At 64.8% G+C, this 15,392-nt stretch carries 15 protein-coding genes; 12 read left to right on the top strand and 3 right to left on the bottom strand.

What is annotated here, in order from left to right; genetic code table 11:
- Positions 1–77 precede the first annotated feature (77 nt).
- The 11 genes from ACIPZG_RS09950 (at position 78) to trbK (ending at position 12,489) form a co-directional block, all read left to right on the top strand.
- Positions 78–1,748 carry a DUF1302 domain-containing protein gene (locus ACIPZG_RS09950; protein ID WP_400712910.1) on the top strand — a complete coding sequence of 557 codons (1,671 nt, stop codon included), beginning with the start codon at positions 78–80 and terminating at the stop codon, positions 1,746–1,748.
- A 14-nt stretch (positions 1,749–1,762) separates the two neighbouring features.
- A complete protein-coding gene (locus tag ACIPZG_RS09955) occupies positions 1,763–3,130 on the top strand; it encodes a DUF1329 domain-containing protein (RefSeq protein WP_400712913.1) in 1,368 nt (455 codons plus the stop codon).
- A gap of 52 nt (positions 3,131–3,182) precedes the next feature.
- The gene (locus tag ACIPZG_RS09960; RefSeq protein ID WP_400712916.1) at positions 3,183–4,244 is read left to right on the top strand and encodes a WD40/YVTN/BNR-like repeat-containing protein; all 1,062 of its coding nucleotides are present in this window, start codon (positions 3,183–3,185) and stop codon (positions 4,242–4,244) included.
- A 3-nt stretch (positions 4,245–4,247) separates the two neighbouring features.
- On the top strand, positions 4,248–6,752 hold the full coding sequence (locus tag ACIPZG_RS09965) for an RND family transporter (RefSeq protein WP_400712919.1): 2,505 nt from the start codon (positions 4,248–4,250) through the stop codon (positions 6,750–6,752).
- Positions 6,742–7,932, top strand: coding sequence for an MFS transporter (locus ACIPZG_RS09970; RefSeq protein WP_400712922.1), 1,191 nt, complete (start codon positions 6,742–6,744; stop codon positions 7,930–7,932). The genes ACIPZG_RS09965 and ACIPZG_RS09970 overlap by 11 nt, the downstream gene beginning before the upstream one ends.
- Positions 7,929–8,702, top strand: coding sequence for an SDR family NAD(P)-dependent oxidoreductase (locus ACIPZG_RS09975; RefSeq protein ID WP_400712925.1), 774 nt, complete (start codon positions 7,929–7,931; stop codon positions 8,700–8,702). Before ACIPZG_RS09970 ends, ACIPZG_RS09975 begins: the two co-directional genes overlap by 4 nt.
- A gap of 11 nt (positions 8,703–8,713) precedes the next feature.
- A complete protein-coding gene (locus ACIPZG_RS09980; RefSeq protein WP_400712928.1) occupies positions 8,714–9,286 on the top strand; it encodes a cupin domain-containing protein in 573 nt (190 codons plus the stop codon).
- Entirely contained in the window at positions 9,283–10,275 is a 993-nt protein-coding gene (locus tag ACIPZG_RS09985; protein WP_400712931.1) for a fumarylacetoacetate hydrolase family protein, read from the top strand. Before ACIPZG_RS09980 ends, ACIPZG_RS09985 begins: the two co-directional genes overlap by 4 nt.
- Positions 10,266–11,258 carry an NAD-dependent epimerase/dehydratase family protein gene (locus tag ACIPZG_RS09990; protein ID WP_400712934.1) on the top strand — a complete coding sequence of 331 codons (993 nt, stop codon included), beginning with the start codon at positions 10,266–10,268 and terminating at the stop codon, positions 11,256–11,258. Before ACIPZG_RS09985 ends, ACIPZG_RS09990 begins: the two co-directional genes overlap by 10 nt.
- Positions 11,249–12,031, top strand: a complete 783-nt coding sequence (locus ACIPZG_RS09995; RefSeq protein WP_400712937.1) for a cyclase family protein — start codon at positions 11,249–11,251, stop codon at positions 12,029–12,031. The genes ACIPZG_RS09990 and ACIPZG_RS09995 overlap by 10 nt, the downstream gene beginning before the upstream one ends.
- A 212-nt stretch (positions 12,032–12,243) precedes the next feature.
- Complete coding sequence (gene trbK, locus ACIPZG_RS10000) at positions 12,244–12,489, top strand: entry exclusion lipoprotein TrbK (protein WP_400712940.1); 246 nt, start codon at positions 12,244–12,246, stop codon at positions 12,487–12,489.
- A gap of 69 nt (positions 12,490–12,558) precedes the next feature.
- Here trbK and ACIPZG_RS10005 read toward each other — a convergent pair whose 3' ends face one another.
- The 3 genes from ACIPZG_RS10005 to ACIPZG_RS10015 form a co-directional block, all read right to left on the bottom strand.
- Positions 12,559–12,771, bottom strand: coding sequence for a hypothetical protein (locus tag ACIPZG_RS10005; RefSeq protein WP_400712943.1), 213 nt, complete (start codon positions 12,769–12,771; stop codon positions 12,559–12,561).
- A gap of 384 nt (positions 12,772–13,155) precedes the next feature.
- The gene (gene arfB / locus ACIPZG_RS10010; protein WP_400712946.1) at positions 13,156–13,569 is read right to left on the bottom strand and encodes an alternative ribosome rescue aminoacyl-tRNA hydrolase ArfB; all 414 of its coding nucleotides are present in this window, start codon (positions 13,567–13,569) and stop codon (positions 13,156–13,158) included.
- A 300-nt stretch (positions 13,570–13,869) separates the two neighbouring features.
- Positions 13,870–14,595: a tellurite resistance TerB family protein gene (locus ACIPZG_RS10015; RefSeq protein ID WP_400712949.1), complete on the bottom strand. Its 726-nt coding sequence runs from the start codon at positions 14,593–14,595 to the stop codon at positions 13,870–13,872.
- Between the two features lie 169 nt (positions 14,596–14,764).
- On the opposite strand from ACIPZG_RS10015, the gene ACIPZG_RS10020 reads away from it, so the two are divergent.
- Entirely contained in the window at positions 14,765–15,385 is a 621-nt protein-coding gene (locus ACIPZG_RS10020; RefSeq protein WP_400712952.1) for a hypothetical protein, read from the top strand.
- Positions 15,386–15,392 lie beyond the last annotated feature (7 nt).

Genomic DNA, 15,392 nt, shown 5'->3' on the forward strand with positions numbered 1-15,392 from the left:
CCGGCGCGCCCTGCCTGCCTGGCGCGCCGGCCCCTACGCCAACACCGACGCACAAGAACAAGAAAGAGGAAACCACGATGTTGACTCGCAAAGGTGCATTCGCACGGCCAGTGCCGGCACTCAAGCCTCTCAGCCTGGCGCTTGTCGCGCTGGCTGCAAGCCAGGCGCAGGCCTTCGAATTCGACACCGGCAACCCCGACCTGCGGGTGCGCTGGGACAATACGCTGAAATACAGCGCCGCCTGGCGCACCCAGGACGCCAGCAGCAAGCTCACCGAAGGGCAGACCGCGCTGAACCTGGACGACGGTGACCGCAACTTCGACAAGGGCCTGATCTCTAATCGCCTCGACCTGCTGTCCGAGCTGGATATCACCTATCACAACGTCGGCGCGCGGGTCAGTGGTGCTGCCTGGTACGACGATGTCTACAACCGGGGCACCGACAATAACGACCCCAGCCGCGCCAACAGTTACTCAGTCGGCTACGACGAATTTACCGACGACACCCGCACCCTGCACGGGCGCAAGGGCGAGTTGCTAGACGCCTTCATCTTCGGCAAGACCGAGATCGGCGACATGCCGCTGTCCGGCCGCCTGGGCCAGTACGCCATGCAGTGGGGCGAGAGCCTGTTCTACGGCATGAACGGCATCGCCGGCGGCATGGCGCCGGTGGATGTGGTCAAGGGCCTGTCGGTACCCAACACCCAGTTCAAGGAGCTGATTCGCCCGGTACAGCAGATTTCCGGGCAACTGCAACTGACGCCGGATGTGTCCATCGGGGCCTACTACCAGTTCGAGTGGGAAGCCAACCGCCTGCCGGCGGCGGGCAGCTATTTCTCCACCGACGACTTCTTCGGCGATGGCGCCGAGCGCATGTTCGTCGGCGCACCGGTGTTCCCCGGTGGCCAGCCCCTGGCGTTCTTCCACGGCAACGACAAGGAAGCCAAGGATTCGGGGCAGGGCGGCGTGCAACTGCGCTGGCGCACCGAGACCGTCGATTGGGGCCTTTATGCCATCCGCTTCCACGACAAGTCGCCGCAGCTCAACGTGCGCCCGGACTTCGCCAGCCTCGACCCGGTCAGCGGCAAGGCCGGCGAGTTCTACTGGGTGTACCCCGAAGGCATCGAGGCCTTTGGTGCCAGCTTCTCCACCACCCTGGGCAACTTCAACCTGGCCGGCGAATTGTCCACGCGCTGGAACCAGCCGCTGGCCTCTACCAGCCAGCATGCGCTGGCCGTGGGCGAGGCAATCGACAACGACGACAACCCGCTGTACGCCACCGGCCGCACGCTGCACGCCAACTTCTCCTGGCTTGCCAGCCTGGAGCCGAACTTCATCGCTGCCGAGTCGAGCTTCCTTGGCGAAATCGCCTGGAACCGGGTGATGAGCGTGAGCAAGAACGCTGATGCCATCGACCCCAACGCCGACCGCGACGCCACAAGCCTGCGCCTGGTGTTCGAGCCGATGTACCGGCAAATCCTGCCTGGTCTCGACCTGTCGGTGCCGATCGGCGCGAGCTACACCAATGGCGCGTCGATGGCGCTGGGCACCGGCTTTGGTACTGACCATGGCGGCGACCTGAACATCGGGCTGAAGGGCAACTACCTCAACACCTGGAGCCTGGGCCTGACCTACACGCACTACTACGGCCCGGAGAACACCTTCCTCGACGCCGACAGCCACTACACCTTCGAACAGTCGCTCAAAGACCGCGACTTCATCGCCTTCACCGTCAGCCGCACCTTCTGACCGAGGACCACCCGATGAGACACAACAAGAAAGCCGTTTCCCTGCTCACTGCCCTGAGTGCCTCGCTGCTGTTCGCCCATGGCGCCGTGGCCGCGGTGTCCGCCGAGCAGGCGGCCACGCTCAAGACTAGCCTGACCCCGCTCGGTGGCGAACGCGCCGGCAATGCCGAGGGCAGCATTCCGGCCTGGACCGGTGGCTATACCAAGGCCGACCCGGCCTACAAGGAAGGCGGCAAGCGTGGCGACCCGTTCGCCGGCGACAAGCCGCTGCTGACCATCACCGCGCAGAACATGGCGCAGTACGCCGACAAGCTGACGCCGGGCATCCAGGCCATGCTGAAGAAGTACCCGGACAGCTACCGCCTCGATATCTATCCGACTCACCGCAGTGCTGCCGCGCCTCAGTCGGTGTACGACGCCACCTTCGCCAACGCCACCAGCGGCAAGCTGTTGGACGGCCCCGCCGGCCCCATGCCTGAAGGCGCATCCGGCGGCATTCCGTTCCCGATCCCGGCCAACGGCGTGGAAGCCATGTGGAACCACCTGCTGCGTTGGCGCGGTGCGTCCTGGCACGCCAGCTTCAACCAGTACCTGACCACCGCCGACGGCAAGCACGTGCTCACCAACGACTCGCGCGCCGACCTGCAGATGCCTTGGTATCTGCCTGGCGGCAGTGGCGACAAGGGGGTGTTCTGGTCCATTCGCATGACCAACGACGGCCCGCCACTGCGCGCCGGCGAGGCCATCACCGGCCTGGAAAACCTCAACGCCGACAAAGCTGCGGTCTGGACCTACCTGCCGGGCCAGCGCCGTGTGCGCCGTCTGCCCAATGCTTGCTGCGACACGCCGACCCCGGCCACCGCAGGCGTCATGAGTTTCGATGAGCTGTACGTGTTCAACGGTCGCCTTGACCGCTTCGACTGGAAACTAGTGGGCAAGAAGGAGATGTACATCCCCTACAACGCCAACAAGGTGTTCACTGCCAGTAACGCCGAGGCGCTGCTCGATCCGCATCACCTGAACCCCGAATCCATCCGCTGGGAGCTGCACCGTGTATGGGTGGTCGAGGCGACCCTGAAGAACGGCCAGCGCCACGTGATGCCGCGCAGCACTTATTACCTCGACGAGGACACCTGGGCGGCTGTGCTCGGCGAGCGCTACGACGCGCGTGACCAGCTGGCCAAGGTGGTCTGGACCTCGCCGGTGGTGCTTCCCGACCTACCGGGCGTAGTGACCCTGACCAACGGCTTCTACGACTTGCTCTCCGGTGCCTGGTTCGCCGGGGACCTGTTCGCCGGCAAGAACGAGCAGTACCGCATCGTGCCGCCCTACAAGGACTCGGTATTCACCGCCGACGCCATGGCGGGCGAGGGCGTGCGCTGAGCGGGCGCACTGCGCCCGCGGTACCCACGACAAGAACAAAAGGTTGCGTGCGATGAACAAGATGCTCTACGGCTGGCTGCTGGCAGCCTGTTGCGGGCTGCCGCCGGCCTTCGCCGGCGGTAGTGTGGATGTACTCGCGCAGCCCGCGGTGCAAGGGCCTCAGGCCCTGCATGCGGTGCTGCAGGACGTGGCCCGCGCCGGCGCGCGCCTGGTGTCGGTGGGCGAGCGTGGCGTGGTGCTGCTTTCCGACGACAACGGCGCGACTTGGCGCCAGGCCAAAGCCGTGCCGGTGAGCGTCAGCCTGACCGCCGTGCAGTTCGTCGACGAGCGCAATGGTTGGGCGGTCGGCCACGCTGGCGTGGTGTTGCACAGCGAGGATGGCGGCGAGCACTGGGGCTTGCAACTCGACGGCAAGCGCGCTGCCGCCCTGGAGGTGCAGGCAGCCGAAGCGTCCGCTGACGAAGGCCGCCTCGCGGCGGCGCAACGGCTGCAGGCCGATGGCGCGGACAAGCCGCTGCTCGCGCTGAGCTTCGCCGATGCACGCCACGGCCTGGTCGTGGGCGCCTATGGCCTGGCCATGAGCACCGCCGACGGTGGGCGCAGCTGGCAGTCGGCCATGGGCCTGTTGCCGAATCGGCGCGGGCTGCACCTTTACGCACTGGCCCGCCAGGGCGCCAACCTGTACGTCGCCGGCGAGCAGGGCCTGCTATTGCGCTCGCGCGATGGCGGTGAGCATTTCGACGCGCTGCGAAGCCCGTACGACGGCAGCTACTTCGCGGCCGCCGTGTTGCCCGACGGCCGCCTGCTGGTCGGCGGCCTGCGCGGTTCGCTGTTCGCTTCCGATGACGGTGGCGACAGCCTCCAGGCGCTGGCCAACCCGGTTCCGGCATCGCTCAATGCCATGCGCGTCGCGGGTGGCCAGTTGTTGCTCGCCAACCAGGCGGGGATGCTGCTGCGCAGTGGCCTGGAGCGCTTTGCCGCGCAGCCTGTGGCGGTCTCCGATGGCCTGCCGCTGACCGCCGCCACCGCCGCCGCCGACGGTGCCATCGTTGCCGTCGGCATGGCCGGCGCGCGCCGCCTGGAATCTTCCTCCCTTCCCACCACGACGGACTGAGCCATGCACGCCATGAATTCACCTGCGACGTCCAGCGGCCGTCTCGACGACTTCGACAGCACGTCCGGTTCGCTGCTGGAACGTGCCTTGTTCAACCACCGTGCGCTGGTGTTGTTGTTGTGCCTGGCAACGACCCTGCTGCTCGGTTGGCAGGCTTCGCGCCTGACCCTCAACGCCAGCTTCGAGAAGATGATCCCCCGCGATCACCCGTTCATCCACAACTACCTGGAACACCGCCAGGAACTGGCCGGCCTGGGCAACGCCGTGCGTATCGCGGTAGCCAACCCGCGTGGCAGCATCTACGACAAGGACTACCTGCATAGTCTGCAGCAGCTCAACGACGCGGTGTACCTGCTGCCGGGGGTCGACCGTGCGGCGATGAAGTCGTTGTGGACCCCGTCCACTCGCTGGACCGGGGTGACCGAGGAAGGCCTGGAAGGCGGCCCGGTGATTCCTGATGGCTACGATGGCGCTGCCGTCAGCCTGGAGGCGCTCAAGCGCAACGTCGAGCGTTCCAACGAGATCGGCCAGCTGGTGGCCTTCGATCAGCGCTCGAGCATCCTCTACGTGCCGCTGCTGGAAAACACCCCGGACGGCCATGCGCTTGACTACTCGGCCTTCGCCCATGAGCTGGAGACTTTGCGCGAACGCTTCCAGGCGCAGGGCGTGGAGATCCACATTAGTGGTTTCGCCAAGGTCGTCGGCGACCTGATCGACGGGCTGCAGCAGATCCTGCTGTTCTTCGCGGCCGCCATCGCCATCACCGCCGGTGTGCTGTACTGGTACACCCGTTGCGTGCGCAGTACCGCGCTGGTGGTGGTGTGCTCGCTGGTGGCGGTGATTTGGCAGCTCGGCCTGCTGCCGTTGCTCGGCTACGAGCTCGACCCCTACTCGGTGCTGGTGCCGTTCCTGGTGTTCGCCATCGGCATGAGCCACGGCGCGCAGAAGATGAATGGCATCATGCAGGACATCGGCCGCGGCATGCATCGCCTGGTGGCGGCGCGCTTCACCTTCCGCCGGCTGTTCCTGGCCGGTCTCACCGCGCTGCTGTGCGATGCCGTGGGCTTCGCCGTGCTGATGATCATCCAGATTCAGGTGATCCAGGACCTGGCGGTGATAGCCAGCCTGGGCGTGGCGGTGTTGATCTTCACCAACCTGATCCTGCTGCCGGTGCTGCTGTCCTACGTGGGCGTCAGCGGCCGTGCGGCGCAGCGCAGCCTGCGTGCCGAAGAGGGCGATGCCAGGGGGGCGCGCAAGCAGGCGCTGTGGCGCTTCCTCGACCTGTTCACTCGCCGCCGCTGGGCTGCCGCGTGCATCGTCGTGGCCGCACTGATGGCTGCCGGAGGCTACGCCGTGAGCCTGCACCTGAAGGTCGGTGACCTCGATGCCGGCGCCCCCGAGCTGCGCGCCGATTCGCGATACAACCGCGACAACGCGTTCATCACCCGGCACTACGGCGCCAGTAGCGATGTCTTCGCGGTTATGGTGCGCACCGCCCCTGGTGGCTGCTCGGCCTATGACACCTTGAAACGCGTGGACGACCTGGACTGGCAGTTGCGTGGCCTGCAGGGGGTGGACTCGACCAACTCGCTGGCGCAGCTCAACCGCCGAGTGCTGGTCGGCCTCTCCGAAGGCAGCCCGAAGTGGTACGACCTGGTCAACAACCAGGCGACCCTGAACATGGTCACCGCGGGCGCCCCTCGCGGGCTGTACAACGACGACTGCAGCCTGCTGACGCTCTACGCCTACCTCACCGATCACAAGGCCGACACCCTGGCACGGGTAGTGGACAGCGTCCAGGGCTTTGCCAAGGCCAACGACAGCGAGCAGGCCAGCTTCCTCCTGGCTGCCGGTAGCGCCGGTATCGAGGCCGCCACCAACCAGGTGGTGAAACAGGCCAACCGCGACATGCTCTGGTGGGTCTACGGCGCGGTGATCCTGCTCTGCCTGGTGACCTTCCGGTCCTGGCGCGCGGTGCTGTGCGCGGTACTGCCGCTGGTACTGACCTCGATCCTCTGCGAAGCGTTGATGGTTGCCCTGGGCATCGGCGTGAAGGTGGCGACCCTGCCGGTGATCGCCCTGGGCGTCGGCATCGGCGTGGACTACGCGCTGTACGTGATGAGCATCGTCCTGGCCCAGTTGCGCCAGGGCGCGACCCTGTCCCAGGCGTACTACCGTGCGCTGCTGTTCACCGGCAAGGTCGTGATGCTCACCGGCATCACCCTGGCCATCGGCGTCGGCACCTGGATCTTCTCGCCGATCAAGTTCCAGGCCGACATGGGCGTGCTGCTGGCCTTCATGTTCGTCTGGAACATGGTCGGCGCGTTGATCCTGTTGCCGGCGCTGGCCTACTTCCTCTTGCCGCAGCGTCAGGTGCGCGCGGATCAGGAGCGCCAGCCAGCATTGCCGACGTATGAACGTACGACGAGGCAGCACGAGCACGCTGGTGCAACGGTGGAGCAGGGTGCCCGCTTGCGCCCGCTCAAGGAGATCAGTCATGGCCGCTGAACGTACCGCCGCAAGCCCCCAGGCCGCCTTGTTGCTGTTCGGCAGTTGCCTGCCCGTGCTGGGCGCGGTGCTGATCGCACCGGTGCTGCCACGCATGCATGCGCATTTTGCCGAGACACCGGGCGTTGCCGTGCTGGTGCCGGTGGCGCTGACCCTGCCGGCACTGGTGATCGCCTTGCTGGCACCGCTGGCCGGGGTATTGGCCGACCGAATGGGACGGCGGGCGCTGCTGCTGGCGAGCATGTTGCTCTACAGCCTGTGCGGCGTGTTGCCGTTGTGGCTGGATTCACTGGGCCTGATCGTCGCCAGCCGCGCCGGCATCGGCCTGGCCGAAGCCGGCATCATGACCTGCTGCACCACACTGATGGGCGATTACTTCGATGGCCAGCGTCGGGCGCGGTTGTTCGCCTTGCAGATGGTGGTCACCTCGTTGTCGGCAGCGTTATTCATGGGCGTGGGCGGCGCACTGGGTGAGAGCGACTGGCGTACACCGTTCGCACTCTACGCGGTGGGCGTGCTGTGTTTGCCGCTGATGGCCGCGCTGCTGTGGGAGCCGCGCGCCTGCCATAGCGCAGCCGTAGCGACGGCGCAGTCGCGTTTCCCATGGGCCGCCCTGGCGCCGTTGTACCTGCTGACCGCGATGGCCGGTGTCAGCCTGTTCATCGTCCCGGTACAGGCCGGCTACGTGCTGCAACTGCTGCAGGTCGATGCGCCCCGGCAGGTCGGCCTGGCCATGGGCGCCAACCAGTTCGGCGTGCTGGCCGGTGCCCTGGCCTTCCGCTTGCTGGCGCCTTTGCCGGTCGCTCGTCTGCTGGCCTTGGGCTTTGCCACGGCGGGGTTAGGTGGCGGCCTGCTGGCGCTGGCGAGCGGCTATGCCCCGGTGGTGCTGGCGGTGCTGGTCAATGGCCTGGGTGTGGGGCTGTTGTTGCCGACCCTGATCACCCGGGTGATGCAGCAGGTCGTCTTCGACCAGCGAGGCCGTGCCACGGGCGGGTTCACCGCGGCGATTTTCGCGGGTGAGTTCATCAGCCCCTTGCTGGTGCTGGCACTGATGGCAGGCATGGCAATGCGGCTGCCGCATGCGCTGCTGGTGATTGCCCTCGGCCAGCTGGCGCTGGCGCCAGTGTGCCTGTCGTTGATGCGTCACCAGCGTGCGGCGGTAGGGATATGTGCACCATGAGCGAATGGTTTTCCCTGGCGGGCAAGACCGCCCTCATCACTGGCGCCACCCGTGGCATCGGCCTGGCCATTGCCCGCGAGTACGGGCGCGCGGGGGCGCGTATCGCCATCAGCAGCGAATCTGCCGAGGCTTGCACGCAGGCCGTGGCACAGCTGGCGCAAGAGGGCATCGAGGCCATCGCTCTGGTGGCTGACTTGCGCGAAGCCCAAGCGGTACAGGATTTGGCCGAACACTGCCTGGCGCAGTTCGGAGCGCTCGACGCGTTGGTGTGCAACGCAGGCGTCGCGCCGCACCTTGGGCCGTTGTCCACGGCCAGCGACGCCGATTGGGAGCTGACCTTCAGCGTCAACCTGCGCAGCGCCGTATGGCTGACCACTGCATTGCTGCCGGCCATGGCCGAGGGCGGTGGTGGCAGCGTGGTGCTGATGGCCAGCATCGCCGGTGTGCGCGGCAACAAGGGTCTGGGCCTGTATGGGTTGTCGAAGGCCGGTCTGGCACAACTGGCGCGCAACCTGGCGGTGGAGTGGGGGCCGGCGAACATTCGTGTCAATGCCATCAGTCCCGGCGTCATCCAGACCGAGTTTGCCCGGCCATTGACCGATAACCCGGATGTCTTGCAACGGCGCCTGGCGCTGACGCCGTTGCGCCGGGTCGGGCGCCCCGAAGAGGTGGCGGCCTTGGCACTGCTGCTGGCCGCTCCCGGCGGCGCATTCATCAGCGGACAGAATCTTATTGTCGACGGTGGCACGACCATCGGCGACGGCAATTGAAAGGAGACAACATGCAATCGCTTCCTGCATTCAAACGTGTGGTCACCGGCCACGATGCCGAGGGTCAGGCGGTCGTCGCCAGTTGTGGCCCGACGCCGAACAACTTCCCGCTCAAGGCGGTGCCGGGCACCTTGTTCTACGAAGTCTGGAACAGTGTCGGCAGCCCGGTGGAGCTGGATAACGGCGACGATCCGACCGCGCAGGCCCTGCAACTGAGCCCTGGCCCGCTGGGCAGCGTGATCCGTGTGGTGGACATTCCACCGGACAGCGTGCAGAACCAGGTCAGTGCCGAAGAAGCGGCGGCAGCCTTCGCCGAAATCGGCGAAGCCAGTGCCGGCACCGGCAAATCGGACTCCAGGCACAAGCTGATGCACCGCACCCAGACCCTGGACTACGGCATTGTCACCGAGGGCGAGGTCTGGCTGGTGCTGGATGACGGCGAAGTTCACCTCAAACGCGGCGACATCGTGGTACAGCGCGGCACCAACCACGCCTGGAGCAACCGCAGCGAGCAGGTGGCGCGGATGGTCTTCATCCTGCTCGACGGGCGCTATGCCGATGACCTGAAGGAGCTGCTGCCATGAAGCTCGCTACGCTGAACCACGGCAGCCGCGATGGCCGCCTGCTGGTGGTGGCGCGTGACCTTGAACGCGCGGTCGATGCCAGCGACATCGCTGGCAGCCTGAAGGTTGCCCTGGAAAACTGGCCCCAGGTCGAAGCCCGCCTGCAGGCGCTGTACCAGCGGCTCAACGATAACGTGGCCGCAGACGCTTTCGACCTCGACCCGGCGCAACTGGCCGCGCCTTTGCCACGGGCCAGCCAATGGCTGGACGGCTCATGCTTCCTCAGCCATGGCGAGCTGATGCAGAAGGCCTTCAACCTCGACCCGATCGAAGGCGTCGAGCACATCCCGCTGATCTACCAGGGCGCCAGCGACGACTTCCTCGGGCCGTGCGCGGACATCCCTTTGCCGAGCGAGGCCCACGGCATCGATTTCGAGGGGGAGTTCGCCGTGCTGCTCGATGACGTGCCCATGGGCTGTCCGGCGGAGCAGGCCCTGCAGCATGTGCGCCTGGTTCTGCAGCTCAACGACGTCAGCCTGCGGGCCCTGGCCCCGCGGGAGATGAGGAACGGTTTCGGCTTTCTCCAGGCCAAGCCGGCCAGCAGTTTCGCGCCTGTGGCGGTCACCCCGGATGAACTCGGCGAGGCCTGGCGCGACGGTCGGGTGCACCTTGCGCTGCAGGTGCAGTGGAATGGCGAGTGGTTTGGCCATCCCTATGGCGGCGCCATGCACTTCGGCTTTCATCAGCTGATTGCCCACGCGGCGCTGACCCGGCGCTTGAGCGCCGGCACGCTGGTGGGCTCCGGTACCGTTTCCAACGCCGATCGCAGCGTAGGCTCGGCGTGTATCGCCGAGCGCCGCGCCATCGAAACTCTTGCATCCGGTGCGCCGCGCACGGAATTCATGCGCTTTGGCGACCGCGTGCGCATGGAGGCACGCGGGCCGGGGGGCGAGGTGTTGTTCGGCGCCATCGACCAGCGCGTGGTCCAGGGAGGCTGGCCATGCGTGTGATGGTCACCGGTGCCAATGGCTTCGTCGGTCGGCTGTTGGTGCGGCGCTTGCTGGAGACCGGCGAGGTACGTGGGCGGCGGATCGACGCGTTGCTGGTGCTGGACCAGGCACTGGACGGCCTGCCCGAGGATGCACGCCTGCGTCGTCACCACGGCAGCATCACCGACGCGGCTTTGCTGCGCCGGGCGCTGGCCGATGGCGTGGATGTGGTCTTCCACCTGGTCAGCGTACCGGGCGGTGCTGCCGAAGCGCAGTACGAGCTGGGTTACCAGGTGAACCTGCAAGCCAGCCTCGAGCTGCTCAACCAGTTGCGCAACCCCAATTGCCCACCGGTGCTGGTTTATGCCAGCAGCGTCGCGGTGTACGGCGGGGAGTTGCCGGCTCGCATGGACGAAGGCCAGCCGGCGTCACCGCAACTGTCTTATGCAGCGCACAAGCGCATGGTGGAAATCGCCTTGCAGGATTTGGCCCGACGCGGCGAAGTGGATGGTCGCGCACTGCGCCTGCCTGGCATCGTCGCCCGACCGCGCGAGCCGAATGGCTTGCGCTCGGCGTTCATGAGCGACCTGCTGCATGCCTATGCGGCAGGGGAGGCCTACACCTGTCCGGTATCTCCCGAGGCGTGTGCCTGGTGGATGTCTGCGCGCTGCTGCGTGGACAACCTGCTGCGCGCCGCAGAGCTGGAAGACCTTGGCAGCCAGCGCACTTGGCAAACGCCGGTGCTGCACCTGTCCATCGCCCAGGTGCTGGCCGGCCTGGCGGACAGTTTTGGCGCGGACAACCTCGCGCGTATCGCCTTCGACCCGGACCCGCAGCTCGAAGCCCTGTTCGGTCGTTATCCACCATTGCGCAGCCCCCAGGCCCGCGAACTGGGCTTCTGCCATGACGGTTCGGTGGCCGGGCTGCTACGCAATGCCCTCGACCTGCCATCCCGTCGCAACCGCTGCGTCGCCAGCCGCAAAGGAGTCTGCTCATGGCCTTGAACACACGTCGCCTGCTGGATCTGTCTGTAACCCTGGATAACAACCCCTACACAGATCCGCCGCCCCTGCTGCCGAAGATCGACTACATGGACCACCAGCAGGGTTGGCCGGAGATGGCCGCCATGTTTCCCGGGCTGCGCAAGGAAGACCTGCCGGGTGATGAGTCGTGGGCGGCGGAGCGCCTGCAGATCACTACCCACAGCGGTACCCACATGGATGCGCCCTGGCACTACGCATCGACTACCGACGGCGGCAAGCCGGCCTTCGGCATCGATGAACTGCCGCTGGAATGGTGCTTGCAGCCGGGGGTGAAGCTGGACTTTCGGGATTTGCCGGATGGTCACGTGGTCACGGCGGCACAGGTCGAGACCGAGCTTGAACGTATCGGTCACCATTTGCAGCCGCTGGACATCGTGCTGGTCAACACCCGGGCGGGCAGCCTCTTCGGCCAGCCTGGCTACCTTGAGGCCGGGGTGGGCATGGGGCGCGAGGCGACGCTGTACCTGTTGGAGCGGGGGGTGAGGGTGGTTGGCACCGATGCCTGGAGCTGGGACGCCCCGTTCAAGTACACCCGCGAACGCTTCAATGAAACCGGTGATGCCTCTCTTATCTGGGAGGGGCACAAGGCCGGGCGCGATATCGGATACGGACAAATGGAGAAGCTGGCCAATCTGGAGCAGTTGCCGGCATATGGGTTTCTGGTCAGTTGCTTCCCGTACAAGATCCGTCATGCTTCGGCAGGTTTTGTCCGGGCCGTGGCGATTCTGGAGTAACGGGTCTTCCGCGCCTGCGGAAAACTGCTTTATCTGACCGCTATGGGTCGAAAAAAGCCGGTCGTGAATGACCGCTATCGACCCATAGCTGCCGTTGGTGGATGGCGAGAGAAATGGTCAAAGCTGGCGTTTCACTCCCCCAAGCTTTAGGCTACCGCCGGGCTCGATGGAGCCCACTAGCACGCTAAACGCAATGACCGAAGGATCAAAATATGGATATCAAATTGGCTCGGCTGGGCACAGCCATGGGATTGGCGATGATTTTGGCAGCTTGCTCAGAGGAAAAAGTCCCCGAGCCGACAGCAGACAACTGTGCTCCGGAGATGTACGAAAAAAACCTGGCGAGCTTGTCGAAGGAATCGAACCGTAACGAGTTCATCGCAAACTGCAAGAGCTTTCTTGCTGCGAAGGAAATGACCGAATGGAAATTCGAGAAAAGTCCAGAAGGTAAATACTGATCCTCTAGACTCACAGGCCAGCCCGATCAATAAAGGAGCCTGCTGGCACCTTTATTGATCTGGTAGCTCTCACCGCGCCTTTTTCCCAGAACCTTCGCTCTCGGATGGCTCCAGATCATCGCACCTATCGATTAGATCTTCCGTCTTCTTGCCATCTGGTAGTTTCTCCCAGTACTCAGGAGTGCAATGCTCTTCTGACACTGAATAATCAGGCACATCGCCCGCTATGGCAAAACCTGAAGCAAGGGCAGCGGTAAGAAAAATTACAGATTTTGTTGTCATAGGTTCATTCCTTTGAGATGGCCGGCTGTTATAGCAAACTTCCTTCGGTTCACAAAAGCGTCTGTCCGTTACCTTGGTGGTCTGCTATGGGGCATGCCTGCCATCCAAGGCCGCCCTCTACCGCCCCAGAGCAGGCAGCGTTAAAGCTCCGGTCAGTAACGGCCTCATCGCCGGCAAACCGGCTCCCGCAGGAGGTATCAACAGTCCTCAGACATGCCGCTGTACCTGTGGGAGCCGCGCTTGCCGGCGATGGGCCGCGAAGCGGCCCCGTTTACAGATGTCCGCTATGGGTCGTTAACAGCCTTCGCGACTGACCGCTAACGACCCATGGCGGCCCGTCATGCGATTAGCATTTAGGGATGATCGCTAGACGGAATGCTGACCTCAGAACTCCACCTTGCCCCGACCCGCCTTGACAGTGCTACGCCTGGCTTTTCCTTCGAGGCGGCGGGTCTTCGAGCCGAGGGTCGGCTTGGTGGGACGGCGTTTCTTCTCGGTCTTGCCGGCAGTGATGATCAACTCGGCAAGACGCGCCAGTGCGTCAGCGCGGTTCTGCTCCTGGGTGCGGTACTGTTGGGCCTTGATGATCAGCACGCCGTCGCCGGTGATGCGACTGTCACGCAGCGCCAAAAGCCGCTCCTTGTAAAACGCGGGCAGCATTGAGGCGGGAATGTCGAAGCGCAGGTGCACGGCGCTGGACACCTTGTTGACATTCTGCCCACCTGCGCCTTGCGCGCGGATGTAGGTCAGTTCGATGTCGGTATCTGGCAGATGCACGTTATTGGAGATGGTCAGCATGGCATGGCCCTTGGGATTGCCCTCCATTATCACAGCCTCCGCTCGCCCACAGAACAAAACATCGTCGGCACAACACAAGCCTGGGGCTGTTGATACGCTTGTGGGAGCCGGCTTGCCGGCGATGTCGGAAACGTCTCAACGAAACTGAAACGGACACCTAAAAGGGCTGCCAAATGGCAGCCCTTTCAAGTTTTGGCACCGACTGGCGTACAACCCGCCAGAGATGAGCGTGTATACACTCTCCAGGGCCTGGCCTGCGCTGGCTTCCGTCTGATGGAGAGCGTAGGCATCCCAGCCCGGTCAGGCGGCGCCCTTGGCTTGCTGCTCCAGGTGCACCTGCAAGGTCGGATCGATTTGCAGTGCGCCGGCCAGTTCGTCAAGGTAGGCCCGCTCTGCCTCCTGCTGGTCATCCACCAGCATCACGCTGGCCAGGTACATTTCCGCGGCCATGGCCGGGTCCTGGGCCGACTGAGCCACTTCGGCGGCATCGAGTGGCTTGCTGACTTCCTCATCCAGCCATTGCTGCAGTTGCGGGTCGCTGGTTTGACGTTTGATTTCCGCGTAGATCAACTGTTCTTCCTGCTTGTCGATGCGACCGTCAGCCTTGGCCGCCGCAATCAGCGCGCGCAAGATTGCATGGCTGTGATCCTCAGCCTCGGGGCCGGACAATTGATCGACAGTACGCACCGCCTGTTGCGGGGCTGCCGCCTGGCTGCGCTGCCAGCTTTGATAGGCCTGGAACGCCATCATGCCCAACGACGCGAGGGCCGCGTAATTGGTGCCACCTGAGGAGCGCCCCTGGGCATAGCCGCTAGCGCTGCTGCCACCTCCGCCACCCAACAGGCCGCCCAGTAAACCGCCAAGGCCACCACCGCCACCCGTTGCACCGCCGCCGCCAAGCAGACCACCCAGCAAGCCGCCCAAACCGCCCAGGCCGTCTTGCGAAGACATGCCGCCGCTCCCTTGTTGCGCTTGCGAGCCTTGCCCGGCCCGAAGTAACTGTTCGAGTAGATCGCTGGTGTTCATGGTACCGCCCTCGGTCGGTAGTCGTTGCCCAGACAAGCAACGATAGCCCCCTCAAGGCGATCCGCCATCACCGCCTGACCGACGGGAAACCCGGGCTTACCGAGCGGGCAGGTTTATGTGAGCATACCCACCCTGCGATGCCCCATCCCATGCCCCAATAAGAGGCTGTATGTCGATTTTCAACAAAAGAACCCTGACGCTGACCCTGGCCGTGGTCGGCCTGTTGGGGCTGTCGAACCTGCATGCCGCCAGCAAACCCACCACCAAGCCGATACCTGAAGTAAACGTCGCGGTGCTCGGCGGCAAGTTCAGCTTCAACCTGCCGGCAGGCTACACCGCCAGCCCTTTGAGCGCCGATGAACAGAGCAGCGAAGGTGCCGGCAGCGTGGGTACCCTGTATGCCAATGCGCAGGAAAAGCGCGTGGTCATGGTGGTCGAGAAACCGCTTCCCGAAGCTTCTCGCCCCGGCGACAACGACGATGTATTCCTCGACGGCGCCGTCAGTGGTTTCGTCGACCGCCAGAGCGCCGAGCTGTCGGACTTTCGACAAACCGGCGAATCGCGCCTCAACCTCAACGGCCTGGGTGTGCGACAAGTTGACAGTACGGCGACCCTGGGCGGCGGCAAAACGTTGAACAGCACCTTTATTGCAGGCTCCGGTGATCGCATGGCCGTCATCCAGGTCATTTCCCGCGGCGACCAGGCCAGCGGTCATGCTGCGCTGGTCAAGCGAATTGCAGGTGAGTCCTCGATGCCGGTTTCGGAATCGCCCGAAAACGGCAGTAAATAGCACGCAA

This window comes from Pseudomonas sp. NPDC089395, from assembly GCF_044749525.1.
Taxonomy (GTDB): Bacteria; Pseudomonadota; Gammaproteobacteria; order Pseudomonadales; family Pseudomonadaceae; genus Aquipseudomonas.